Annotated in this window: 23 protein-coding genes; 19 read left to right on the top strand and 4 right to left on the bottom strand. The window is 74.6% G+C overall.

What is annotated here, in order from left to right; genetic code table 11:
• Positions 1–43 precede the first annotated feature (43 nt).
• The 9 genes from murB to VG276_17590 all read left to right on the top strand — a co-directional run bounded on the left by murB (position 44) and on the right by VG276_17590 (position 7515).
• Entirely contained in the window at positions 44–1066 is a 1023-nt protein-coding gene (gene murB / locus VG276_17630; protein ID HEV8651153.1) for a UDP-N-acetylmuramate dehydrogenase, read from the top strand.
• Positions 1063–1947 (top strand): FtsQ-type POTRA domain-containing protein, encoded by an 885-nt coding sequence (locus VG276_17625; GenBank protein ID HEV8651152.1) that lies wholly within the window; start codon positions 1063–1065, stop codon positions 1945–1947. The genes murB and VG276_17625 overlap by 4 nt, the downstream gene beginning before the upstream one ends.
• 289 nt (positions 1948–2236) lie before the next feature.
• Positions 2237–3376, top strand: a complete 1140-nt coding sequence (gene ftsZ / locus VG276_17620) for a cell division protein FtsZ (GenBank protein HEV8651151.1) — start codon at positions 2237–2239, stop codon at positions 3374–3376.
• Between the two features lie 262 nt (positions 3377–3638).
• Positions 3639–4421 carry a peptidoglycan editing factor PgeF gene (gene pgeF / locus VG276_17615; GenBank protein ID HEV8651150.1) on the top strand — a complete coding sequence of 261 codons (783 nt, stop codon included), beginning with the start codon at positions 3639–3641 and terminating at the stop codon, positions 4419–4421.
• Positions 4418–5233 (top strand): YggS family pyridoxal phosphate-dependent enzyme, encoded by an 816-nt coding sequence (locus VG276_17610; GenBank protein ID HEV8651149.1) that lies wholly within the window; start codon positions 4418–4420, stop codon positions 5231–5233. Before pgeF ends, VG276_17610 begins: the two co-directional genes overlap by 4 nt.
• 293 nt (positions 5234–5526) lie before the next feature.
• Complete coding sequence (gene sepF / locus VG276_17605; GenBank protein HEV8651148.1) at positions 5527–6027, top strand: cell division protein SepF; 501 nt, start codon at positions 5527–5529, stop codon at positions 6025–6027.
• A 4-nt stretch (positions 6028–6031) separates the two neighbouring features.
• Positions 6032–6307, top strand: coding sequence for a YggT family protein (locus tag VG276_17600; GenBank protein HEV8651147.1), 276 nt, complete (start codon positions 6032–6034; stop codon positions 6305–6307).
• 76 nt (positions 6308–6383) lie between these two features.
• On the top strand, positions 6384–7310 hold the full coding sequence (locus VG276_17595; GenBank protein ID HEV8651146.1) for a DivIVA domain-containing protein: 927 nt from the start codon (positions 6384–6386) through the stop codon (positions 7308–7310).
• Between the two features lie 40 nt (positions 7311–7350).
• Positions 7351–7515: a hypothetical protein gene (locus VG276_17590; protein ID HEV8651145.1), complete on the top strand. Its 165-nt coding sequence runs from the start codon at positions 7351–7353 to the stop codon at positions 7513–7515.
• A gap of 121 nt (positions 7516–7636) precedes the next feature.
• Here VG276_17590 and VG276_17585 read toward each other — a convergent pair whose 3' ends face one another.
• Together VG276_17585 and ileS are read right to left on the bottom strand one after the other, a co-directional pair.
• Positions 7637–8065 (bottom strand): hypothetical protein, encoded by a 429-nt coding sequence (locus tag VG276_17585; GenBank protein ID HEV8651144.1) that lies wholly within the window; start codon positions 8063–8065, stop codon positions 7637–7639.
• 84 nt (positions 8066–8149) lie between these two features.
• Positions 8150–11437 (bottom strand): isoleucine--tRNA ligase, encoded by a 3288-nt coding sequence (gene ileS / locus VG276_17580; protein ID HEV8651143.1) that lies wholly within the window; start codon positions 11435–11437, stop codon positions 8150–8152.
• A gap of 600 nt (positions 11438–12037) precedes the next feature.
• Between ileS and VG276_17575 the strand changes: the two genes are divergently transcribed.
• From VG276_17575 to dnaE, 4 genes are all read left to right on the top strand, one after another.
• Positions 12038–12475, top strand: a complete 438-nt coding sequence (locus VG276_17575; protein ID HEV8651142.1) for a TraR/DksA family transcriptional regulator — start codon at positions 12038–12040, stop codon at positions 12473–12475.
• Positions 12475–13035: a signal peptidase II gene (lspA, locus tag VG276_17570; protein HEV8651141.1), complete on the top strand. Its 561-nt coding sequence runs from the start codon at positions 12475–12477 to the stop codon at positions 13033–13035. Before VG276_17575 ends, lspA begins: the two co-directional genes overlap by 1 nt.
• A complete protein-coding gene (locus VG276_17565; GenBank protein HEV8651140.1) occupies positions 13032–14081 on the top strand; it encodes an RluA family pseudouridine synthase in 1050 nt (349 codons plus the stop codon). Before lspA ends, VG276_17565 begins: the two co-directional genes overlap by 4 nt.
• Before the next feature lie 238 nt (positions 14082–14319).
• Positions 14320–17808: a DNA polymerase III subunit alpha gene (gene dnaE / locus VG276_17560; GenBank protein HEV8651139.1), complete on the top strand. Its 3489-nt coding sequence runs from the start codon at positions 14320–14322 to the stop codon at positions 17806–17808.
• Between the two features lie 174 nt (positions 17809–17982).
• Here the strand turns inward: dnaE and VG276_17555 are convergent, their stop codons facing one another.
• Both VG276_17555 and VG276_17550 read right to left on the bottom strand, forming a co-directional pair.
• Positions 17983–18249 carry a hypothetical protein gene (locus VG276_17555; GenBank protein ID HEV8651138.1) on the bottom strand — a complete coding sequence of 89 codons (267 nt, stop codon included), beginning with the start codon at positions 18247–18249 and terminating at the stop codon, positions 17983–17985.
• A 326-nt stretch (positions 18250–18575) separates the two neighbouring features.
• On the bottom strand, positions 18576–19217 hold the full coding sequence (locus tag VG276_17550) for an LON peptidase substrate-binding domain-containing protein (protein HEV8651137.1): 642 nt from the start codon (positions 19215–19217) through the stop codon (positions 18576–18578).
• Positions 19218–19416: 199 nt separating this feature from the next.
• Between VG276_17550 and hisD the strand changes: the two genes are divergently transcribed.
• The 6 genes from hisD to hisF all read left to right on the top strand — a co-directional run bounded on the left by hisD (position 19417) and on the right by hisF (position 24810).
• Entirely contained in the window at positions 19417–20808 is a 1392-nt protein-coding gene (gene hisD, locus VG276_17545) for a histidinol dehydrogenase (GenBank protein ID HEV8651136.1), read from the top strand.
• Positions 20805–21968 (top strand): histidinol-phosphate transaminase, encoded by a 1164-nt coding sequence (locus VG276_17540; GenBank protein ID HEV8651135.1) that lies wholly within the window; start codon positions 20805–20807, stop codon positions 21966–21968. The genes hisD and VG276_17540 overlap by 4 nt, the downstream gene beginning before the upstream one ends.
• Positions 21968–22567: an imidazoleglycerol-phosphate dehydratase HisB gene (hisB, locus tag VG276_17535; GenBank protein HEV8651134.1), complete on the top strand. Its 600-nt coding sequence runs from the start codon at positions 21968–21970 to the stop codon at positions 22565–22567. The genes VG276_17540 and hisB overlap by 1 nt, the downstream gene beginning before the upstream one ends.
• Positions 22564–23223: an imidazole glycerol phosphate synthase subunit HisH gene (hisH, locus tag VG276_17530; protein HEV8651133.1), complete on the top strand. Its 660-nt coding sequence runs from the start codon at positions 22564–22566 to the stop codon at positions 23221–23223. Before hisB ends, hisH begins: the two co-directional genes overlap by 4 nt.
• The gene (locus VG276_17525; protein HEV8651132.1) at positions 23220–23957 is read left to right on the top strand and encodes a HisA/HisF-related TIM barrel protein; all 738 of its coding nucleotides are present in this window, start codon (positions 23220–23222) and stop codon (positions 23955–23957) included. Before hisH ends, VG276_17525 begins: the two co-directional genes overlap by 4 nt.
• A 91-nt stretch (positions 23958–24048) precedes the next feature.
• Positions 24049–24810: an imidazole glycerol phosphate synthase subunit HisF gene (gene hisF, locus VG276_17520; GenBank protein HEV8651131.1), complete on the top strand. Its 762-nt coding sequence runs from the start codon at positions 24049–24051 to the stop codon at positions 24808–24810.
• The last annotated feature ends 24 nt before the right edge of the window (positions 24811–24834 follow it).

Genomic DNA, 24834 nt, shown 5'->3' with positions numbered 1-24834 from the left:
CGCCGGTCCCGGGCAGCCGCCCGGTCCGGAGGATGCCTCGAGGGTGCCCGGCCCGGGGGGTGCCTCGGGGCTGCCCGGCCCGGGGGGTGCCTCGGGGCTGCCCGGCCCGGTCGACGCCGCGGCCCTGGAGGAGGCCTGGGCGCTGCTGTCGGTGCGCTGCCCGGGGCGGGTGCGGCGCGACCTCGCGCTGGCGCCGCTCACCACGTTCCGGCTCGGGGGGCCGGCCCGGCTGTTCCTGCGGGCCGAGCAGGTCGCCGACCTGGCCGCCCTGGCCGCGACCCTGGCCGAGGTGCCGCTGCCCCTGCTGGTCGTCGGGCGCGGCTCCAACATGCTGGTCGCCGACGCCGGCTGGCCAGGCGTCGCGCTCCACCTCGGGCAGCGGTTCCGCGGCATCCGGATCGAGGGCGAGGAGCTCGAGGCGGGCGGGGCCACGCCGCTGCCCAGCGTGGCGTCCCGCTCCGCGGCGGCCGGGCTCGGCGGCATCGCCTTCGCCGTGGCCATCCCGGGCAGCGTCGGTGGCGGCGTCCGCATGAACGCCGGCGCCCACGGCTCGGAGCTGGCCGACCGGCTGGTCTGGGCCGAGGTGGTCCCGCTGGCCGGCCCGTCGGCGGGGGAGCCGGAGCGGATGGAGCCGGACGAGCTCGGCTTCGGCTACCGGCGCTCGGCCCTGCCGGCGGGCGCGGTGGTGACCGCGGCCCGGTTCGCGCTCCATCCGGCCCCCGAGGCCGAGGTGCGGGCCGAGATCGACGAGGCGCGCCGCTGGCGGCGCGACAACCAGCCCGTCAACCAGCCCAACTGCGGCAGCGTGTTCGCCAACCCGCCCGGGACGGCCGCCGGCCGGGTGGTCGAGCAGCTCGGCCTGAAGGGGGAGCGGCGCGGGGGCGCCCGGGTCAGCGAGGTCCACGCGAACTTCATCGTGGCCGCCGAGGGCGCCACCTCGGCGGACGTGCTGGCGCTCATCCGGCTCGCGCAGCGCCGCGCCCGCGACGAGCTGGGCATCTCCCTGCGCACCGAGGTGCAGCTCGTCGGCGACTTCGACGCCCCTGCCGCGGAGGTCGAGCGTTGACCTCGCAGCGGACCAGGGGCCGGCCGCCCGACGCGGCCGCCGGCCAGCGGACCCCGGGACCGGCCGGGCGGGCGGCCGCCGACCGCCGCATCATCGAGCGCCGGCGCCAGGTCGCCGCCGACCGGGTCCGGCGCCGCCGCCGGCAGCTCGCCGGCGGCGTGGGCGCGATCCTGCTCGCGGTCGGCGTCGTCAAGCTCGTCGACTCCCCGCTGTTCTCGCTCACCTCGGTCACGGTGCGGGGGACCGCCGCCCTGACCCCAGCCCAGGTCATCGCCGCCTCCGGGGTCCGACCCGGCCAGCCCTACCTCGCCATGGACCCGGGCGCGATCCGCCGCCGGGTCGAGACCCTGCCCCGGGTCGCGCGAGCCGAGGTGCGTCGCGACTACCCGTCGAGCCTGCGCATCACCGTGGTCGAGCGCCGGCCCACGGCCACCATCAGCGCCGGGGGCCACTGGTGGCAGGTGGCGGCCGACGGGACCGTGCTCGACGCGGGCGCGGCCCGGCCAAAGGGCATCCCGTTCGTGGCCCACGTGCCCGTGCCCCCGGGGCTCCGCCCCGGCACCAGGCTCCCGGCCGGCGGGCCGCTCGCCAATGCCGTCGCCGCGCTCGGTGGGCTCCGCCCGGAGCTGGCCAGGCTCGTGACCGGGGTCGAGGCCCGCTCCATCGACAGCCTCGAGTTCCAGCTGCGGGGCGGCTCGCGGGTCCTGTACGGGCTCGCCGAGGCGCAGCCGGCCAAGGACGCGGCAGCCCTGCTGCTGCTCGGCAAGCTCTCACGGCAAGGAAGGGAGGTGCTGCTGGTCGACGTGCGGAACCCGTCCGCGCCAACGGTTACCCAGGGAAGGACGCCGAGGGTGGTTGACCGGCCTCCGGGCCACCGGTAGCATCCGCCGCGACTTGAGGTTGACATAACGGTGAACCTTAAGTAGAGGCTGAGGCATAGGTGCAGAGTCCCTGCCGACCTGAACGCCGCTCAGCGGTCACGGACCGTGGCGGTGGCATCGGGGAAGCGGGCACACTGGCTGCGGGGGTCCCCTCGGCAACTCCCCCTCTTTCCCTGGTCCTCGGCGCCGGGTGGTGCGGCGGATGCGGGCTGGCCGGCGCGGTCCCGACGAGTACGACCGCGAAGGGACGAGAACGTCCGGGAACCGGGCGAAGGAGGACGATCGAATGATGGCGGCGCCGCAGAACTACCTGGCCGTGATCAAGGTGGTCGGGATCGGGGGCGGCGGCGTCAACGCCGTCAACCGGATGATCGACGCAAGCCTCAAGGGCGTGGAGTTCATCGCGGTGAACACCGACGCCCAGGCCTTGCTCGCCTCCGACGCCGACGTGAAGCTCGACGTCGGCCGGGAGCTGACCCGAGGGCTCGGCGCGGGGTCCAACCCCGAGGTGGGCCGGCAGGCCGCCGACGACCACGCCGAGGAGCTCGAAGAGGTGCTCAAGGGCGCCGACATGGTGTTCGTCACCGCGGGCGAGGGGGGCGGCACCGGCACCGGGGGCGCCCCGGTGGTCGCCCGCCTCGCCAAGGCCCAGGGAGCGCTCACCATCGGCGTGGTCACCAGACCGTTCGCGTTCGAGGGCCGGCGCCGCTCGGCCCAGGCCGACCAGGGCATCGAGCGGCTCAAGGCCGAGGTCGACACCCTCATCATCATCCCCAACGACCGCCTCCTCCAGGTGGCCGAGCGGACCACCTCGATGCTCGATGCGTTCATGCTGGCCGACCAGGTGCTCCTCCAGGGGGTGCAGGGGATCACCGACCTGATCACCATCCCCGGCCTGATCAACCTCGACTTCGCCGACGTGCGGGCCACGATGCGCGAGGCGGGCACGGCCCTGATGGGCATCGGCCAGGCCCGCGGCGAGGACCGCGCGGTGGCAGCGGCCCAGCAGGCCATCTCCTCGCCGCTGCTCGAGGCGTCGGTCGACGGGGCCAGGGGCGTGCTCCTCAACATCTCCGGCGGCAGCGACCTCGGGCTGTTCGAGGTCAACGAGGCCGCCGAGGTGATCGCCTCGGCGGCCCACCCCGACGCCAACATCATCTTCGGGGCGGTCATCGACGACGCCCTCGGCGACGAGGTCCGCGTCACCGTGATCGCGGCCGGGTTCGACCGTACCAAGGAGGCCGAACCGGAGCCGGCCCCGCCTGTGGCCAGGCCCACCAGGGCCGAAGAGGAGAGCGTGTGGCCGAGCGCCGGGTCCCGCCGGGTCGAGGAGCACCGCCCGCCCGAGCCCCCGAGCCGCGAGCCGCCCCGCAGGCCGGCCCTGGACAGCGATGACGACCTCGACATCCCCTCCTTCCTCAAGCGCTGAGCGGGGCGCGCCCACCCCTGCGGCCCCGGCGCCGGCGGGGGTGCCGACGCGTCCGGCGCCCCCCGCCCCAAGCCTGGTCTGGCGGCCGGCACCGCCCGCCCCCACTCCGGAGAGCACCGGCACCTTGCCCGCGGCCGGGCCCGTCCCAGCCCCAGAGGCCGCCGGAGCCCCAGAGGCCGCCACGACCTTGCCCGCGGCCGGGCCCGTCCCGGCTGGAGGCGCCGGCCCGTCCGGCCAAGCGGCATGGCCGGCGTGGCCGCCCGTGCTGGTTGCCGAAGACCTGCTCGAGCACGGCGTGGTCGCGGCCTTCACGTCCCGCGCCGGCGGGCGCGGGGGGCCGCCCTACCAGAGCCTCAACCTGGGCCTGCACGTCGGCGACGACGTGCGCACGGTGCTCGCCAACCGGCGCCGGGCGGCCACGGTGCTCGGCCTGGCCGGGCTGCCCTGGGCGACCGTGCGCCAGGTCCACTCCGCGGCCGCGGTGACCGCGGCCCGGGACCGCCTGGGCCAGGGACCGCCCGAGGCCAAGCCGGCCCTGGCCGAGGCCGACGCCCTGGTGACTGCCGAGGCCGGCCTGGTCCTCGCCGTCCTCGCCGCCGACTGCGTGCCGGTCCTGCTGGTCGACCCGGCCGGCCGGGTCGTCGCCGCGGTCCACGCGGGCTGGCGCGGCCTGGCCGCCGGGGTGGTCGAGGCGGCCGCCGCCGGGTTCGCCCGGGCTGGCGGCGAGCCGGCCGGCCAGGCCGCCGTCGCCCTGATCGGCCCGGCCGTCGGGCCTTGCTGCTACGAGGTCGGCCAGGAGGTGCGCGACGCGGTCGCCACCCGCTACCCGGGCGCAGCCGCCACGACCAGGGCGGGCCGGCCCTCGCTGGACCTGGCCGCCGGGACTGCCGAGGCGCTGCGGCGGTCGGGGTTCGAGCGGATCCGGGTGGCGGGGGAGTGCACCTTCGACCACCCCGAGCGGTTCTTCTCCTACCGTCGGGACGGGCCCACGGGCCGCCAGGCCGGCCTGGTCGCCCTGGTCCCGCCGGGGACGGGACCGCGATGAGCACGGCGGGCGGCACTGCCGCCGTCGCGGGCCGGGTCGAGCGCGTGCGCGAGCGCATCGCCGCCGCGGCGGCGCGGGCAGGGCGCGACCCCGCCGAGGTCACCCTCGTGGCCGTGGCCAAGCTGCACCCGGTCGAGGCGATTCGGGCCGCCCTGGCCGCCGGCGTGGCCGACGTGGGCGAGAGCTACGCCCAGGAGCTCGAGGCCAAGGCGGCCCGGCTCGCCGGGACCGGGGTGCGCTGGCACTTCGTCGGCCGGCTGCAGCGGAACAAGGCCGGGACGGTGGTGGCCGCCGGGGCGCTGGTCCACTCGCTCGCGTCGGTGCCGACCGCCCGCGCACTCGGGCGCCGGGCCCACGACAGGGGGACCGTTGCCCAGGCCCTGGTCCAGGTCGAGCTGGACGAGCGGCCAGCCGCCCACGGGGTCCGGCCAGCCGAGCTGGAGGGGTTCGTGGCCGCGTGCCGGGCGGTGGAGGGACTGGAGCTGGCCGGCCTCATGGTCATGCCGGCCGCCGCGACCGACCCGGAGGCGTCCCGGCCCGCCTTCCGGCGCGCCGCCGAGCTGGCCCGGAGCCTGGGGCATGGCATGCGACACTTGTCGATGGGCATGACCGCCGACCTGGAGGTGGCTGTTGAGGAGGGGGCGACCCTGGTCCGGGTCGGCACCGCCGTGTTCGGCCCCCGGCCGCCGCGGCGGTCCGGGGACCAGGGCCCGGAGCGCCTCCCCCGGCCGGGCGGGCGGTCCGGGGACCGGGGCGCAGAGGGCCTCCCCCGGCCGGCGCGGCGGTCCGGGGACGCTGGGGGCGGTCCGTGAGCGCGGGCCCGCGGCCGTGCGCCGCCCCCGCGGCCCGGGACCGGTCCATCAACCGGAGCCGGTCCATCACCCGGACGAAGGGAGCGAAGCGGCACCCCCGTGGCGGTGCGCCGCGAAGTTCGTCATGCTCGGACGGGATCCATGATTTGCTACTCGACGATTGTGGTGGTTGAAAGCCGGCGGCTCGGTACACACTGGGGCGGATCGGACCGTCGGTTCGGAGTGCGTCCCTCGTCGGTTCGGAGTTTGCCCCTTCGAGGACGTAGGATCTCAACGCAAGGTAGGTGAGGTGCGTGCCCGGGGCGTTCAAGAAGAGCTTGGTATGGCTTGGGCTGGTCGAACCGGAAGAAGAGGAGGAGTTGGCCGATGTGGTGGAATCGGCAGGGGGAAGGGCGCCGGCCGGCTCGGCGTCCATCCGGCGCGTGCGCGAGGAGCCGCTCGACCCTCGACGGCGGGACGGCGTCCGGCTCGAGGAGCCGGTCGAAGCAGTGATCCGCCCGATCCCGACAGCAGCCGCCGGCAAGGTGCACCTCATCGAACCGTCCGGCTTCAACGATGCGGAGGAGATTGGCGAGAAGTTCAAAGCGGACATCCCGGTGATTGTTAATCTTCAAGCGATGGAGGCAGATACAGCCAAACGACTTATCGATTTCGCGGCCGGGCTGACGTTCGGGCTCGACGGACGCATCCAGCGCGTGGCCGACAAGGTGTTCCTGCTCACGCCGGCCAACGTCGAGGTCTCGGCCGAGGAGCGGCGCCGCCTGCAGGAACGCGGCTTCTTCAACCAGGCATGACCAAGTGAATCTGCTACTTTTCCTCCTGTCCCTGCTGCTGTCGCTGTACTGGCTTGTCCTTCTCGGCCGCATCGTGTTCGACTTCATCATCTCGTTGAACGGCGGCCGGGGGCTCCAGGGTATGGCGATCCTCTACGGAATCCTGTATGACCTGACCGAACCTGTCCTCCGTCCGATCCGGCGACTCCTTCCCCCACTGCGAGTCGGTGCAGTAGCCCTCGATCTCTCCCCGTTCATCGTGTTCGTGCTGATCGCCCTGTTGAGAAGCGTGGTGAGTTAGCAGGTAGGCAGCCCAACAACGACGATCGAGCGGTGCTCGGTTACAATGACCGATCACTTGCAGCAAGGAGCCACAGATGCCGCCACTGACGCCGTTGGACATCCAACATAAGGAATTCACCAAGGCCATGCGTGGCTACGCCATGCACGAGGTGGATACCTTCCTCGACCAGGTCACAGAGGAATTCACCCGGCTCCAGGACGAGGTGAGCCGGCTTCGCGAGCAGGCCGCGAACGGAGGGATGACGGCAGCGCCTCCACAGCCCCCGCCCCCGTCCGTCGCGCCGGTGCCGCCCCCCATGTCCCAGGCTGAGCCTCGGGCCGGGGAGGAGGCCATCGCCCGGGCCCTGGTGATGGCCCAGCGCATGGCGGACCAGACGGTCGAGGAGGCCAAGTCCAAGGCCAAGTCAATGGTGACCGAGGCCGAGGCGCGCTCGAAGAACACGACCGAGCAGACGCAGATGCGCGCCCGCGAGGTCACCGAGGCCGCCCAGATGCGCGCCCGCGAGGTCACCGAGGCCGCCCAGATGCGCGCCCGCGAGGTCACCGAGACCGCACAGGCTCGCGCCCGCGAGCTGACCGAGGGGCTCGAGACCCGCTACAAGGAGCGCATCCAGTCGGCCGAGGCGCGCGCCCGCGTGGCCGAGGAGCAGGCCCGCATGCAGATTGCCCAGGCGACCGAGCAGGTGGCCCGTCGCCGGCAGGAGCTCGAGAGCTCGATCGAGGCGCTGCGCGCCTTCGAGCGCGACTACCGGGCCCGCCTCCGCGGCTTCGTGGAAGGCCAGCTCAAGGCACTGGAGGACGCGGCCCCGTCCGGTCCGGTGGCCCCGAGCCCGCCGCCCGGGCTCGGGAGCAACAACTCGCGACCGCTGCCGGGTAGCGACGACCTTCCCGCCCTGCCCACCGGCGCCAGGCAGACCAACTCCTACCAGGCTCTGCGCGAGGGCGACCAGCTCGGCCACAACGGCCGCGACCGGGTGGACCGCCTGCGCCACGACGACTGACCGGAGCAGCCCTCACCGGGCCTTCCCCTGACGCCCGGCTGTGATCGCCGCCGCCGTGCTGGCCATGGCGGTCGCCATTGGGCTGCTTGCCCTGTCGCTGTTCCGGCCTGACGGGCTGGCCTTCGTCTGGTGGTCCCTGGCCGCCGACGCCGTCGCCGTGATCTTGCTCGTGCGCGCGCTTGTCCGGCGCGGCAGCCGGAGCTGACGCAGCCCTGGTAGATGTCCGCCGCGACCGGGGTGCGCGCCGCGGGCCCGCTTGGGGCGGTCGGCCAGCCGGACCACGAAGCGCACGCTCATCCAGGTCGCGTCGACGTCGGCGACACCCCTCAACGGTGGTCGTGGCCGGCCTGGCGAGACAGCGCGGTCACCGCGTGCCGCTCGGCGGCCCGCTCGAACGGGTTGCGCCGGTAGCCGCCCAGGCTCGTGAGCAGGTAGGCCGGGTAAAACAGCAGCCCCCAGCGCTCGTGCTGGCGGACGTGGCCGAGCTCGTGGGCGAGCACGTGGTCGCCGAGCCGCTCCGTGGTCACGATCACGTGCCCGAGGGTGATGGCGCTGAACCCCCGCTTGGCCAGGAACCAGGCCAGCCCCTTGCTGCCGCCCTCGCACAGCAGCACCCCCCGCCAGCGTACCGGCCGGGCGCCGGCCGTCAACGCCCCGACCAGCCCGACCAGGCTGTTCGGGGCCGCCCACACGTACCCCCACCATGGCCGGGCGTCGGGCAGGAGCCTCCCGATGCCGTCCTCACGTCCCCGCATGCCCGCCTCCTCGCCGCGCCCACCCACGGCAGCACACGGCAGCGCGCTCGGCCGGCGCACGAGCGCAGCCCATCCACGGCGCGGTTACGCGCGCGGCCGGGGGCGGAGCCAGATCCGCACCGGCTGCCCGTCCAGCTCCACCCGGGCATCGTAGCCGTCGCCCTGGGGGGTCCGGTACAGCGAGGCGGCCAGGGTCTCGCCGAGCACGTACTCCTGGTGGTCCTCGAGCGCCCGGGCCACCTCGCCCTCGGCCTTGACGGCGAGGTCGATGCGGTCGTCCACCGCCAGCCTGGACGACTTGCGCAGGTCCTGGACGGCCCGGACCACGTCCCTGGCCAGCCCCTCCCGGCGCAGCTCGGGGGAGACGTCGAGGTCGAGGGCGACGCTGGCGGCCCCGTCGCGGACGACCCGCCAGCCGACCACCGGCTCCTCGGTCACGCCGACCTCCTCCGGCCCGAGCCGGACCGGGCCGGCGCCGGGCAGGTCGACCTCGACCGACTCGCCGGCCAGCAGCTCCAGGGCGAGCGCACCGGCGTCGGCGGCGCGCACCGCCGCGGCGACCGCCTGGGCCTGCTTGCCGAACCGCGGCCCGAGCGCGCGGAAGTTGGGCGTCAACCGGTACGCGACCAGCCCGGCCGCACCGCCCGAGGCCCCGCCGCCCGAGGCGCGCGAGGCCCCGCCGCCCGAGGCGCGCGAGGCCCCGCCACCAGAGGCCCCGCTGGTAGAGGTACGCGAGGCCTCGGCGAACTCGACCCGTTTCACGTTCAGCTCGGTGGCGACCAGGTCGAGCAGCGGCTCGACCGCCGGGCGGAGGGCCAGGTCGACGCTGACCAGGGCCCGGGCCAGCGGCTGGCGCACCTTCACCCGCGCCTCGGCGCGGGCCTGGCGTCCGAGCCCGACCAGCCGGCGCGCCTCGGCCATGGCGGCCAGCAGCTCGGCGTCGCCCTCGGCCGGCCGGTCCGCCGGCCAGCTCTCCAGGTGGACCGAGTCGCCGGCGTCCGGGTCGACCGCGACCACCAGCCCCTGCCAGAGCTCCTCGGCCACGAACGGCGCGTACGGGGCCAGCAGCAGGGCCGTGGTGCGCAGGCAGGTCCACAGGGTCCGGAAGGCGGCCGCAGCGTCGGCCCCGGCCCCGGCCGCGCGCCAGAAGCGGCGCCGCGACAGGCGCACGTACCAGTTTGACAGGTCGTCCACGAGCGCCGACAGCCGGCGCGCGGCCGCGGTGGCGTCGTAGGCGTCCAGGTCGGCGGTGACCCCGGCCACGGTCTCGCGCAGCCTGGCCAGCGCCCAGCGGTCGAGCAGGCCCGCCTCGCCCTGCTCTGGCGCTTTCGGGTCGAACCCTTCCAGCCGGGCGTAGAGGGTGAAGAAGGCATAAGTGTTCCACAGGGTGAGGAAGAACGACCGGGTGACCTCCCCGAGCGCCTCGGGCGACAGGCGACGCGACACCCACGGCGAGCCCGTGGCCAGCATGAACCAGCGCAGCGGGTCCGCCCCGTAACGGTCGAGCAGGTCGAACGGGTCGAGCACGTTGCCGAGGCTCTTGGACATCTTGCGCCCGTCCCGGTCCACGATGTGCCCCAGGCAGACCACGTTGCGGTAGGGCGACCGGTCGAACAGCAGCGTGCTCACGGCCAGCAGCGAGTAGAACCAGCCGCGGGTCTGGTCGATCGCCTCGGAGATGAAGTCGGCCGGGAAGGCCCGCTCCAGCTCCCTGCTGCCCGTGTGCGGGTGGCCCCACTGGGCGAAGGGCATGGAGCCGGAGTCGAACCAGGCGTCGATCACGTCGGGCGCGCGGCGCGCCTCGAGGCCGCACACCGGGCAGGCGAACGCCACCTCGTCGACGTATGGCCGGTGCGGGTCGAGCCCGGACAGGTCCCGGCCCGCCCTGGCTGACAGGTCGGCCAGGCTCTCGACCGCGGTGACGTGGCCATCGCCGCAGCGCCAGAGCGGCAGCGGCGTGCCCCAGTAGCGCGCCCGCGACAGGGCCCAGTCCACGTTGTTGGCCAGCCAGTCGCCGAAGCGGCCGTCACGGATGTGCTCCGGCCGCCAGCCCACCTGCGCGTTCTCGGCCAGCATGCGGTCGGCCACCGCCGTGGTCCGCGCGTACCAGGAGGTGAGCGCGTAGTACAGCAGCGGCGTCTTGCAGCGCCAGCAGTGCGGGTAGTCGTGGCGGTAGGTCTCCTCCCGCCACAGCACCGCGTCCGCCCAGAGCCGCTCGATGATCACCGGGTCGGCCGCCTTCACGTGCAGTCCCGAGAGGTCGCCGGTGCCTTCGGCGAAGCGGCCCTCCCGGTCGACCGGGTGCAGCACCGGCAGCCCCTCGCGCCGGCCCACCTCCAGGTCCTCGGGCCCGTAGGCGGGAGCGGTGTGGACCAGCCCGGTCCCCTCGGTGGTGGTGACGTAGTCGGCCGTGACCACCCGCCAGGCGCGCTCGGCCTCCTCGGGGGCCACCTCGACCAGCTCGAACGGCCGCTGGTAGGTGGTGCCGACCAGCTCCTCGACAGGCACCCGGCGCAGCACGCGGGGCCGGGCGCCCTCGCCGACCACCTCGGCCACCCGGGCCTCGGCGAGCACCATGCGGTAGGTGCCGCCGCCCGGCCCGGCCGCCTCGACCAGGACGTAGTCGATCCCCGGGCCGGCTGCCACGCCCGCGTTCGACACCAGCGTCCACGGCGTGGTCGTCCACACCAGCAGCGCGGCCCGCTCCTCGGCCAGCCGCCCGGAGGTCACCGGCAGCAGCACGTACACCGAGGGGTCGTCGACCTCCCGGTAGGCGTCCAGCCCGAGTTCGGCGTCGGACAGGCCGGTGCCGCATCGCGGGCAGTAGGGGAGGACCTTGTAGTCTTCGAACAGGAGGTCCCGGCGGTACAGCTCGGCCAGCGCCCACCACACCGACTGGACGTAGGACGAGTCCATCGTGCGGTAGGCCTGGCCGGTGTCGATCCAGAAGCCGATCCGCTCGGTCAGGTCCTCGAACACGTCGACGTAGCGCTCGACCGATTCCCGGCAGCGGGCGTTGAACGCCTCGATGCCGTACGCCTCGATGTCCCGCTTGTGGGTGAGGCCGAGCTCCTTCTCCACCTCCAGCTCGACCGGCAGCCCGTGGCAGTCCCAGCCGCCCTTGCGGTCGACCCGGTAGCCGCGCATCGTCTTGAACCTCGGGAACAGGTCCTTGAAGACCCGGGCCTCCACGTGGTGCACGCCAGGCCGGCCGTTGGCGGTCGGCGGGCCCTCGTAGAAGACGAACGGCTCGGCGCCCACCCGCTGGTCCAGGGAGCGCTCGAAGACCTTGCGCTCGCGCCACAGGGCGAGCACCCGCTGGTCCAGGGCGGGCAGGTCGAGCTGGGGGTCGACTTCGGGGAACTGCCCCATCGTTGGTCTCCTCCGCGGTCACGTCGCCGGTGTCTCGCGAAGGGACGAGGCCGTGCGGCCCCGCGGTACCACCCCTCTTGCCGGCCTGTCCCCGCGCCCGGGGACGCGGGACCACGCCGGCCCCTCACGGTCCACCCCGGAGGATGGCCTCCCGCTGTCACGGGCGGGCCCGGCTGCGTCTACTTGGCGGCCCGGTCGCTCGACCGGGGCTGTTCGGGCAGCGGCTCGGGGAGGATCTTCGCGGGTGCCGTGCCACCGGGCTTCCACCGTCCCCGGCTCGCTGGCGGCCGTGCCGCCCGCTACTCGTTCCCGTCGTCGCCTGTACGCCCAAGTGTACCGTCGCGGGCAACCGGGTTGCCCACGCCGCCGGTGGCGAGGCCGCGCCGGTCACGATCTCGACCGGGAGGCGCCGGGCATCGTCGGTGGCCGGCGGGACCGCCGGATCCCCGGGCGACCTCCCCTCCCGTGGGCGAGCCGCCGGTACAATGCGCTGTCACGACCAGGCCGGCTCGACCCGGGTCGAGGTCGCGGCCGGCCCACGCCGGCCGGCGGCCCGGCCGGGCCCTGGCCGACGCCGGCCGGGGAACGGGAGGAGCCGCCATGGCACGCAACAAGCAGCCCAGGGCTGCCTCCAGCCCGGCCCAGGGTGGTCCCGAGCCCGGGACCACCCTGGCCGAGGACGCCTTGGGGCGCTACCGCGAGCGGCTGCAGGCCGAGCTCGACGAGCTGACCGTCCAGGCCGAGGAGCTCGAGCAGGCGGCCAACGCCAACACCCCCGAGGGGTCGGGTGAGGTCGGCTTCGACGAGGAGTTCTCCGACGCCGGCTCCTACACCTTCGAGCGGGAGCGCGACCTGTCGCTGTCCAACAACGCCAGGGACCTGATCGAGAAGATCCGGCACGCCCTCGCCCAGATCGACCGCGGGACCTTCGGCCGCTGCGAGACGTGCGGCGACCCCATCGAGCCCGACCGCCTGGACGCGCTCCCGTACGCCACCCTCTGCCTGGCCGACGCGCGGCGCCAGGTGCGGCTGCGGTGATGAGGGGGACCGCCGGGCGGCTCGCCCTCGTCTACGGCACCGCCGCGCTGATCGTGGCGGTCGACCAGCTCACCAAGCTCGTGGTCGTGCGCACCCTGGCCGGCCGGCCGCCGCTCCGGCTGGTCGGCAGCTTCGTCGACCTGCGCTACACCACCAACTCCGGGGGCGCCTTCTCGCTGTTCACCGGCGCCCCGTACTTCTTCGCGGTGATGGCGGCGGTGGTCACGGTCGCGATCATGTGGAGCGCGCGCCGGGCCAGGGGCCGGCCGGTGCTGCTCGCGCTCGGGCTGCTGCTCGGCGGCGCCATCGGCAACTTGCTCGACCGCCTGTTCCGCGGCGACGTCCCCCTGCGGGGTGAGGTGGTCGACTTCGTCAAGGTTGGGCCGTGGCCGGTGTTCAACGTGGCCGACTCCTGCATCGTGATCGGCGGGCTGCTGCTCGCGTTCCTGCTCGGCCGCGCCGAGCCGGCCGGCCAGGAGGGCGGCGACCGGGGCCCCCCCGCCTCCGACGCCAGCGACGTCGGTACCGGCACCGGCCCGCGCTCCACCCCCCGGGCGTGAGCCCCGCCCGCACCTGGCCGGTGCCCTCCGGGAGCGCGGGGCGGCGGCTGGACGAGGTGGTGGCCGAGCTCGCGGGTGTGTCGCGCGCTGCCGCCGCCCGCTGGGCGGCCGACGGCCGGGTCCTGGTCGACGGCCGGCCCCGCCCCAAGTCGCACCGGCTCCACGGCGGGGAGGTTCTGGCCTGGGACCCGCCGCCCGAGCCCGAGGCCGGCCCGCCGGCCGGCGAGGCCGTGCCGCTCGCGGTCCGCTGGGAGGACGATCACCTGCTGGTGGTGGCCAAGCCGGCCGGGCTGGTCGTCCACCCCGCCCCCGGGCACCCCGCCGGGACCCTGGTCAACGCCCTGCTCGGCCGGGCCGCACCGGCTTCGGGCGAGGCAGCCCCATTAGCTTCGGGGGAGGTGGCCCCCCCGGCTGCAGGGGAGGTGGCCTCGCGCGCTTCAGGCGATTCGGCCTCGCGCGCTTCGGGCGAGGTGGCCGGCACCGGCCTGTCGGCGGCGGGCGGGAGCGACCGGCCGGGGATCGTCCACCGCCTCGACAAGGACACCTCCGGGCTGCTCGTGGTGGCCAAGGACGACGCGACCCACCTCGCGCTCGCCCGCGAGCTCGCCGCCCACCGGGTCGAGCGGGGCTACCTGGCGCTGGTCCAGGGCCACCTGGCCGCTGGCAGCGGGACCGTGGACGCGCCGGTCGGCCGCCACCCGCGCGACCGCAAGCGCATGGCGGTGGTGGCCTCGGGCCGGCGGGCGGTCACCCACTGGCAGGTCGAGGAGCGGCTGCGGGCCGCCGACCTGGTCGAGGCCCGGCTCGAGACCGGCCGCACCCACCAGATCCGGGTCCACCTGGCCCACCTGCGCCACCCTGTCGCCGGCGACCGCACCTACGGCGCCGACCCGGCGCTGGCGGCCAGGCTCGGCCTCGGCCGCCCGTTCCTGCACGCCTGGCGGCTGGCGTTCCGGCACCCGGCCACCGGCCAGGAGGTGACGGTCACCGACCCCCTCCCCGCCGAGCTCGGGGCCGTCCTCGACCGGCTCCGCCAGGAGGGCTGAAGGCCTCCGGATTCCTCATTGGCTGACCAGAATGGCTGACCAGGCGCTTCCCGCTGAAACCCTTGTGGCGCAAGCGTTTCAGCCCTCGCGGGACCGTTGCCACCCCCCGCGCCAGGGTGTAGGCTCCCCCAAAGTTACAGCCGTGTAATTTTGTCCACAGCCTCGGCTAGGCTTGTGGAGAACCCTGTGCACGGGCGTCGCAGCGATCGAGTCACGAGCTGGTGGGGGAGTGAGACCGGTGCCGGACAGCTTCGCCCACCTCCACGTCCACACCGAGTACTCGATGCTGGACGGGGCCGCCCGGGTCGACGACCTGTTCGTCGAGGCGGCCCGCATGGGCATGCCGGCGCTGGCAATGACCGACCACGGCTTCCTGTTCGGCGCGGTCGACTTCTACCAGGCCGGCAAGAAGCACGGCGTCAAGCCCATCCTGGGCGCCGAGGCCTACCTGGCCCCCGGCTCCCGGTTCGAGAAGCAGCGGCGCGACTCAGCCGAGCCCTACACGCACCTCACCCTGCTGGCCGAGAACCAGACCGGCTACCACAACCTGCTGCGGCTGGTCTCCCATGCCTCCATCGAGGGCTTCTTCTACAAGCCGCGCATGGACCGCGAGCTGCTCGCCCGCCACCACGAGGGCGTCATCGCCACCTCCGGCTGCCTCGGCGGCGAGGCCTGCCAGCGCCTGCTCAAGGGCGACCAGGCCGGCGCGAAGGCGGTGCTCGCCGAGTTCCGTGACCTGTTCGGGCCCGACAACTACTTCGTCGAGCTGATGGACCACGGCCTGCCCGAGGACAAGCGGGTCAACCTGGAGCTGGTCGCCTGCGCCCGCGACCTCGGCATCCCGCTGCTCGCCACCAACGACCTGCACTACACCCGCAAGGCCGACGCCGTCCCCCACGAGGTGCTGCTCTGCATCCAGACCGGCGCCGTGCTGGCCGACCCCAAGCGGTTCAAGTTCGACGCCGAGGAGTTCTACCTCAAGTCCCCGGCCGAGATGCGCGCCCTGTTCGGTGAGGTTCCGGACGCATGCGACAACACGCTGGCGGTGGCCGAGCGCTGCGACGTCGAGCTGAGCTTCGGCGGCAACCACCTGCCCGAGTTCGACGTGCCCGAGGGCCACACCCTCGAGTCATGGCTGCGCGAGGAGACCATGCGGGGGGCGGCCGGGCGCTACGGCGACCCGCTGCCCAGGGCCGCGCAGGAGCGGCTCGACTACGAGCTGTCGGTCATCAACCACCTCGGCTTCGCCGGCTACTTCCTGATCGTGGCCGACCTGTGCCGCCACGCCCGCGAGCACGGCATCCGGGTCGGGCCCGGACGGGGCAGCGCGGCCGGCTCCTGCGTGTCGTACTGCCTGCGCATCACCGAGCTCGACCCGATCGCCTACGGGCTGATGTTCGAGCGCTTCCTGAACCCCGAGCGCCGCGAGATGCCCGACATCGACATGGACTTCGACGAGCGCCGGCGCGGCGACATGATCCGCTACGCGACCGAGAAGTACGGCGAGGACCACGTCGCCCAGATCGTCACCTTCTCCACCATCAAGGCCAAGCAGGCCATCCGCGACTCGGCCCGGGTGCTCGGGTACCCGTACAAGCTGGGCGACGACCTGGCCAAGATGATGCCCCCGCCGGTCCTGGGCAAGGAGTTCCCGCTCGCCGAGGCGTACAAGCTCTCGGGCGACCTGCGGGCGGCCAGGGACAACGACCCCGACGCACGCAAGGTGCTCGACACCGCCGAGGGCCTGGAGGGGCTGCGCCGGCAGTGGGGCGTGCACGCCGCCGCGGTGGTGATCTCCCGCGTCCCCCTGATCGAGGCCGCGCCGGTCATGAAGCGCGAGGCCGACGGGGCGATCATCACCCAGTACGAGATGAACGGGGTCGCCAAGCTCGGGCTGCTGAAGATGGACTTCCTGGGCCTGCGCAACCTCACCGTGCTCGACGACACCCTGAAGCACCTGCGGGCGGCCGGGGCCGAGCTCGACCTCGGCACCCTCCCCCAGGACGACCAGGCCACCTTCCAGATGCTGCAGGCCGGGGACTCCGACGGGGTGTTCCAGATGGAGTCGGAAGGCATGCGCCGCCTGCTCCGCCAGCTCCGCCCGGACCGCTTCGAGGACATCGTCGCCCTGATCGCCCTGTACCGGCCGGGGCCGATGGAGCAGATCCCCACCTACATCGCGGGCAAGCACGACCCCAGCAAGGTCACCTACCTGCACCCGCTGCTCGAGGAGATCACCGCCGACACCTACGGCGTCATGGTCTACCAGGAGCAGATCATCACGCTGCTGCAGAGGGTGGCCGGCTACTCGGCCGGCGAGGCCGACATCGTCCGCAAGGCGATCGGCAAGAAGATCGAGGCCCTCATGCGCAAGGAGGAGCCCCGCTTCCTGGCCGGCTGCCAGGACAAGGGCCTCACCGCTGAGCAGGCCAGGACGCTCTGGCGGCTCATCCAGCCGTTCGCCGGCTACTCGTTCAACCGGGCCCATGCGGCCGGCTACGGCCTGGTCGCCTGGCAGACCGCCTACCTCAAGGCGCACCATCCCGTCGAGTACATGGCGGCGCTGCTCACCAGCGTCAAGGACGACAAGGACGCGCGCCCCAAGTACCTCGGCTCCTGCCGCCGCATGGGCATCACCGTACTGCCGCCCGACGTCAACGACTCCGACTCCGACTTCACCCCGGCCGGGGCCGGGGCGGCACCCGGCCCGGGCGCCCCGGCCGAGAGCTCGCCCGCCGCAGCGGGCGGGCGGGGCCGGGCGATCCGGTACGGCCTGTCGGCCGTCCGCAACGTCGGCGAGCAGGTCGTGCAGGCAATCATCGCCGCCAGGCACGACAAGGGCAGCTTCACCGACTTCTTCGACTTCTGCGACAAGGTCGACGCCGGCGTGCTGAACAAGCGGGTGGTCGAGTCGCTGATCAAGGCGGGCGCGTTCGACTCGCTCGGCCACCCCCGCAGGGCCCTGATCGAGCAGTACGAGGACCACGTCGACCAGGTCCTGAGCCGCAAGCGGGCCGAGGCGGCCGGCCAGTTCTCGTTCTTCGACCTCGGCGAGACCGACGTGCCCGTGCCCCGGCCCACGCTCGGCCAGGACGACTGGGACAAGGCGCAGCGGCTCGCCTTCGAGAAGGAGATGCTCGGCCAGTACGTCTCCGACCATCCCCTGCTCGGGCTCGAGCGGGTGCTCGCGGCTGCGGCCGACACGAGCCTGGCCGTACTGGCCGAGCGGGCCGACGGCGCGATGGTGACGGTCGCCGGAATCCTGGCCAAGCTGACCAAGAAGTTCACCAAGCGGGGCGAGACCTACGTCGTGGCCGACCTGGAGGACCTCGACGGGACGGCCGAGTGCATCTTCTTCCCCCAGACCTACCAGCAGCACCAGGGCCTGCTCGCCCAGGACGCCGTGGTGGTGGTCAAGGCCCGGGTGGACGCCCGGGACGAGACCCCGAAGCTGATCGCGGTCGAGGTCAAGCCGCCGAACCTGAGCGAGCCGGGAACCGAGCCGGTCGTGCTCAACCTGGAGGCACGCGCCTGCGACGACAGCACGGTCAACCGCCTCAAGCGCATCCTCGGCTCCCACCGGGGCAAGGCACCCGTGCACCTGCAGATCCGCGGTGCCCGCTCGACCATGATCGTCCGCCTCGGCGACCAGTTCCGGGTCGATCCCCGCAACGGTCTCTACGCCGAGATCAAGGCCGAGCTCGGTCCCGACGCCCTGCTCGCCTGACCCGACCCGACCCGGCCGCAGGCCACAGCGCCTCGGTGGTGCTGGCGCGCCGACCTCACCGCGGCGTGCCAGGGCGCCAGGGGGCGCCAAGGCGACGCCCTGCTCGCCTGACCGGCGCCGGTCAGCCGTGGAGCCTGACCGGCGCGGGTCAGCGTGGAGCGTGACCGGCGCGGGTCAGCCCGTGGAGCTGGACCGGCCGCCGCGGCGGGGATCGGCGGCTCGGCCGGGAGGGGCGTGCCCGGGCTGCTCGGCCCGGCCTGGGGCGGGGGAGGGCGGCTGCCCGGCGCCGGAGCGGCGCCGGCGCCGGCGGCGGCTTGGCGGCGTGGCCCGGGCACGCGCCTCCTCGTCTCGCGCGACGCGGGCCGACCCGATGGCAGCGACGACCGTGAGCAGACCGAGCGCGAGGAAACCCCCGACCGCGATCAGCAGCACCACACGCATGGCGAAGCGGGACCTCGTTTCGTGCGGGGCAGGGCACCTTCGACTTCGTCCGAACGCTTCAGACGGTTCGATCCATATGAGCAGATTATCATGAGCAGAGTATCGGGACGGCCGTCCACCCTCGCTCAAGGGCCTTCGACCGGGCCGTCCGATCGAGTAGCGTCGTCGCCGGTTCGCCGTCGAGCTTATCCCGTAGGGAGCGTTCATGGGCCAGCAAGTCCGCGGAGTCAGGCGGGGGTCGCCCGAGTCACCTTCGAGCCTGCCGGCTGCTCGGCTCTGACTGCTCGAGCCAGGGTCCGCGCGACCCCGGGCGGCGGGAGCCCCGGTCAGTTCAACGAGAACGGGCCGGTCATGCGGGCCGGGCCGGCGGCCTGCAGCCGCTCCAGGAGGGCGAGCTCGCGGCGGAGCAGGATGGTCGAGGCCTGCAGCCGCTCGGCGGCCGTGGGGGCGATCAGGAGCCGCTGCTTGTCGGCCACGTCGATCTGCAGGCCGGCGGCGACGAAGTAGGAGGCGGGCAGCGGGTCTGCCGGGACCTCGAACTCGCCGCCGTCCTCCCCGGCCAGCTCGAGCAGGGCCGAGACGTACCGGGTGAACAGCCGGCCGGCCCGCTTGGCGTGCCGCTCGGCGTCCTCGCCGGCCTCCTCGGGCAGCGTCGTCACCTCGGCGACGATGTAGGGGCGCGGCTGCACGACCCCGCCGATCTCGAAGCGGCTGGCCCCCTGCGCGACCACGTCGAGCCGGCCGTCCGGGTAGGGCCGGACCTCCCTGACCTCTGCCAGGCAGCCGACCGGATGGTAGGTGGCCGCGCCGCCGACCTCGAACCCCTCGACGATCGCGACCACGCCAAAGCGCTGGTCGCTGTCGAGGATGCGGGCGAACATCTCCCGATAGCGCTCCTCGAACACGTGGAGCGGGATCGGCAGGCCCGGGTAGAGCACGGTGGACAGAGGGAAGAGCGGGAGTTCCACGACCAGCCTCGCAGCGAGAGGGTCCTGCCCTCCATGGTAGTGGCTCGCCCCCGGCGCGTCGCACCGGACACGAGCCCGGGGCTGTGGAAACCGGCTTCGCCCCCTCACCGGCACTGCGGTACCTTGGGCCCTCGTCGGGCCGGTCGCGCACACGGCCGGCCCACACGCCAACGTCTGCCCATCCGCCTGGAGCCTGCACGTGCTGCCCCTGATCGACCTGCGAGGCTGCGACCGCGACCCGGCCGGCCTGCTGCCGCGCGCGCCCGCCGCCGACGTGGCCGCCGCCCGGGCCAGCGTCCGCGCGCTCGTCGACGACGTCGCCGTCCGCGGCGACGAGGCGGTGGCCGAGGCGGCCCGCCGCTTCGACCAGGTCGACACCCCGCCCGCCCGGTGGCGCGCCACCAGGCAGGAGCTGGCAGCGGCCGAGCGGGCCCTCGACCCCGCGGTGCGCGCCGCCCTGCGCGACGCGGCCGAACGGGTCCGCGCCTTCCACGAGGCCCAGCGGCCGTCCCCGGTCACCTTCACCGCCCGGCCCGGCGTCCGCCTGGTTCAGCGCTTCGAGCCGCTCGGGCGGGCCGGGGTGTACGCGCCCGGTGGTCTCGGCGCCTACCCGTCCAGCGTGGTCATGAACGTCGTCCCGGCCCAAGCCGCCGAGGTGGGCGCGGTCGCGCTGGCCACCCCGCCCGGCCCCGGCGGCCGTGGCCACCCGGCCGTGCTGGGCGCCGCCGCGCTGCTCGGGGTCGACGAGGTCTGGCTGCTCGGCGGCGCCCAGGCGGTCGCCGCCCTGGCCCTCGGCACCGCCACCGTGCCCGCCAGCGACTCGGTGACCGGACCGGGCAACCTCTACGTCGCCCTGGCCAAGCAGGAGGTGGCCAGCCGCGTCCGCACCGACGCCTTCGCCGGCCCCACCGAGATCGCCGTGCTTGCCGACGCCACCGCCGACCCCGGGCACGTCGCCGCCGACCTGGTCGCCCAGGCCGAGCACGACCCGCTGGCCGCATGCCTGCTCGTCACCGACGACCCGGACGTCTGGAAGGCGGTCGAGCCCGTCCTGGCCGAGGAGGCCGCGGCCACCGCCCACCGGGAGCGGGTCGAGGCGGCGTTCGCCGGGCAGTCGGCGGTGGTGCTCTGCGACGACCGGGCTGCCATGCTCCGGGTCGTCGAGGCGTTCGCCCCCGAGCATCTCGAGCTGCTGGTCGCCGACGCCGGCGAGCTGGCCGCGCGGGTCCGCAACGCCGGTGCCGTCTTCGTCGGCCCGTGGACGCCGGTGTCGCTCGGCGACTACGCGGCCGGCACCAACCACGTGCTCCCCACCGCCGGCACCGCCCGGTTCTCGGCCGGCCTGTCCACCCTGGACTTCCTCCGCCCGGTGCAGGTGGCCGAGTTCGACCGCGACGCGCTGGCCGCGGCCGCGCCCACGGTGGCCGCCCTGGCCCGCGCCGAGGACCTGCCCGCCCACGGCCGGGCCGTCCAGGTCCGGCTCGGCGTGCGCCCGTGGTCGGCCGAAGGAAGCACCCGATCCGAGCACGAGGAACCCAGCCCCCCTCCGAGCGCGAGGAACCCAGCCCCGACCCGGGAGGCGCCGCCATGACCACGCCAGGCAGCCCGGCCAGCCGTGGCGTGCTGGCCACGGCCGACCCCGCCCGCTCGGACCCGGACCGGCCCGGCACCGGCCGGATGCCGGTCGCCGCCGACCGCGTCCGCGTGCGCGACGACCTCGCCGGCCTCATCCCCTACGGCGCGCCCCAGCTCGACGTGCCGGTGCGGCTGAACACCAACGAGACGCCCTGGCCGGTACCCCAGGGCGTGCTCGACGACCTGGCCGAGGCCGTGCGCCACCTTGAGCTGCACCGCTACCCGGACCGGGAGGCGACCGAGCTGCGCGAGGCGCTGGCGCTGCACGCCGGGCACGGCTTCGAGGGGACCTGGGCCGCCAACGGCTCCAACGAGGTGCTGCAGCAGCTCCTCATGGCGTTCGCCGGGCCGGGCCGCTCCGCCCTGGTGGTCGAGCCGACCTACGCGATGCACTCGCTGCTGGCCCGGGCCACCGGCACCCGGGTCGTCACCGAGGTCCAGCCGCGCGACGTGCCCATCACCGCAGAGGTGGCCGCCGACCTGGTGGCCGGAGCAGGCGCCGACCTCACCTTCTGGTGCTCGCCGAACAACCCGACCGGCGAGGCGACCGGGCCCGACGTGCTCGCCGCCGTCTGCCGGGCCGCGCCCGGCCTGGTCGTGGTGGACGAGGCGTACGGGGAGTTCGGGACCGCGCACGCCGCAGCGCTGCTCTCCCGCCACCCCAACCTGGTCGTCACCCGCACCTTCTCCAAGGCGTTCCGGATGGCGGGCGTCCGCCTCGGCTACCTGCTCGCCGACCCGTCCGTGGTCGACGGGATCCGCCTGGTCCGCCTGCCCTACCACCTGTCCACGCCGACCCAGGCGGTCGGGCTGCGCGCGCTCGCCCATGTCGGGGACCTCATGGGCCACATCGCCGCCACCGAGCGCGAGCGCGACCGGCTCGCCGCCGGGCTGGCCCGGCTCCCGGGCGTCGAGGTGCTGCCCAGCGACGCGAACTTCCTCTGCTTCGCCCCGGGCCGGCCGCCCAGGACCGTCTGGCAGGGCCTGCTGGACCGGGGGGTGCTGGTCCGCGACGTCTCCACCTACCCGACCCTCGAGGCATACCTGCGGGTCACCGTGGGCACGCCCGAGGAGGACGACACCTTCCTGGCCGCCCTCGGGGAGGTGCTCGCCTGATGGCCGGGCCGCGCCGAGCCCGGGTCGAGCGGCGCACCAGCGAGGTGGCGGTCACTGTCGACCTCGACCTCGACGGCAGGGGCCGGTCCGGGAGCGACACCGGCGTGCCCTTCCTCGACCACATGCTCGCCCAGCTCGGCAGGCACGCCCGCTTCGACCTCGACGTGCGGGCCAAGGGCGACCTCGAGGTCGACGCCCACCACACGGTCGAGGACACCGGCATCGCGATCGGGCAGGCGCTGGCCGAAGCCCTCGGCGACAAGGGCGGGGTGCGCCGGTTCGGGGACGCGGTCGTGCCCCTCGACGAGGCCAGGGCACGGGCCGCCGTGGACCTGTCCGGCCGCCCCTACCTGGTCTGGGACGTGCGGGTCGACGCCCGCCCGGGCGAGCTGGGCGGCTTCGACCCCAGACAGGCCCGCCACCTGCTCGAAGGCCTGGTCGCCCAGGCCCGCTGCACCGTCCACGTCGTGCTCGAAGCGGCCGACCTGCCCCATCACGCCCTGGAGGCCTGCTTCAAGGCGCTCGCCCGCGCCCTCGGGGACGCCTGCGCGCCCGACCCGCGCGCCGGCAGCGGCTCGACCAAGGGGACGCTGGCATGACCGTGCGGCGGCCCCCCGCCGGGCACGCCGGCATGACCAGGCCACGGCCTGCCATCGCGGTGCTCGACTACGGGGTCGGCAACCTGCACTCGGCCACCAAGGCGCTCGACCGGGCCGGAGCCGACGTGCGGGTGGTGCCCTCGGTGGCGGCGGCCGCGGGCGCGGCCGGGCTGGTCGTGCCCGGCGTGGGCGCGTACGGCGCCTGCCTGGCCGGGCTCGGGTCGGCCGGTGGGGCAGGCGCGGTGGCCGGCTGGCTCGCGGCCGGCCGGCCCCTGCTCGGGATCTGCGTAGGGATGCAGCTCGCCTTCGAGGCGAGCGAGGAGGGCCCGGTCACCGGCGGGATCGGCGTGGTGCCCGGCACCGTGCGCCGGCTCGCCGGCGGCGTGAAGGTGCCCCACATCGGCTGGAACGAGGTGGCCGTCCGCAACGGCAGCCGGCTGTTCGCCGGCCTGCCGAGCGGCACCCGCTTCTACTTCGTCCACTCCTACGCGCCCGAGGCGGGCGGGGACGCGGTCGCGGCCGTCTGCGACTACGGCGCGCCGTTCGCGGCCGCCATCGAGCGGGGCAACCTGTTCGGCACCCAGTTCCACCCCGAGAAGTCCGGCGCCAGCGGCCTCGCCCTGCTGGGCAACTTCGTCGAGGTCTGCGCCACATGACCTTGGAGCTGCTGCCCGCCGTCGACCTGCTGGGCGGCCAGGCCATCCGGCTCGTGCGGGGCGAGCTCGGCACCGAGACCGGCTACGGCGACCCGGTGGAGGCCGCGCAGGCGTTCGCGGCCGGCGGCGCCTGCTGGCTCCACGTCGTCGACCTGGACGCCGCCTTTGGGCGCGGCCCGGTCAACCGCGACCAGATCGGCCGGATCGTGGAGGGGGTCGCGCCCGTGCGGGTCGAGGCCAGCGGCGGCGTGCGCGCCGCCGGCGACCTGCAAGCCCTGCTCGACCTGGGCGCGGCCCGGGTGGTGATCGGCACCGCCGCCCTTACCGACCCCGCCTGGGTGGCCGAGGCGTGCGCCCGCCACGGCGACGCGGTCGCCGTGGGGCTGGACGCCCGCGGCCGCACCCTGCAAGCCCGGGGCTGGACCGAGAGCGGCGGCGACCTGTTCGAGACGCTGCGCCGGCTGGAGGCGGCCGGATGCGAGCGCTTCGTCCACACCGAGGTGTCCAGGGACGGCATGCTGACCGGCCCGGCCGTCGACAGCCTCGAGGCGGTGCTCGCCGCCACCGACCGCCCGGTGATCGCCTCCGGCGGGGTGGCCGTCCTGGACGACCTGACCGCCCTGACCAGCCTCGAGCCCCTCGGCCTTGAAGGGGTGATCGTCGGCAAGGCCCTCTATGCCGGCCGCTTCACCGTCACCGACGCCCTGGCCCTTCTCGCCGGGGCGCGGCCGTGACCCGGGCGGGCGCACTCGGGGCCTTGCGTGGGCGGTGCCGGCGCCGGGCAACGGACGCGCGGGCGGGCTCCCGCTGGCCGATGGCACGCTGATGACCCTGGCCCGGCGGGTGATCCCGTGCCTGGACGTGACCGCCGGGCGGGTGGTCAAGGGCGTCTCGTTCGTGAACCTGGTCGACGCCGGCGACCCGGCCGCGCTGGCCGCTGTCTACGACGCCCAGGGCGCCGACGAGCTGGTCTTCCTCGACATCACCGCCACCGTCGAGGCCCGCACGACCCTGTTTGACGCGGTCGGGCGCACCGCCGAGCAGGTCTTCATCCCGCTCACGGTCGGCGGCGGGGTCCGCACCCCGGCCGACGTGCGGGCGCTGCTGCGGGCCGGCGCGGACAAGGTCTCGGTCAACTCGGCCGCCGTGCGCGACCCCGACCTGCTGTCGGCAGGTGCCGACACCTACGGGGTGCAGTGCATGGTGCTGGCCATCGACGCCAGGCGCCGCCCAGACGGCCGCGGCTGGGAGGTGGTGGTCGACGGCGGCCGTACCCCGACCGGCCGGGACGCCCTGGCCTGGGCCGAGGAGGGCGCGGCCCGGGGCGCCGGCGAGCTGCTGGTGACCAGCATGGACGCCGACGGGCAGAAGACCGGCTACGACCTGGACCTGGTCCGCGCGATGACCGCCGCGGTCGACCTGCCGGTGATCGCCAGCGGCGGCGCCGGCGACGTCAGCCACTTCGTGGACGCCTGCCTGGCCGGTGCGGACGCCGTGCTCGCAGCCAGCGTGTTCCACTTCGGCCAGCTCTCGGTTGCCGACGTCAAGCGCGGCCTGGCCGGGGCCGGGCTGCCCGTCCGGTCCTGACCATCCCGAGGCGCCAGCTGCGCT

The sequence above is a fragment of the Actinomycetes bacterium genome (genome assembly GCA_036000965.1).
Classification (GTDB): domain Bacteria; phylum Actinomycetota; class CALGFH01; order CALGFH01; family CALGFH01; genus DASYUT01.
The sequence above is the reverse complement of the archived record's forward strand: the minus strand, read 5'-3'. Positions and strand labels throughout refer to the sequence as shown.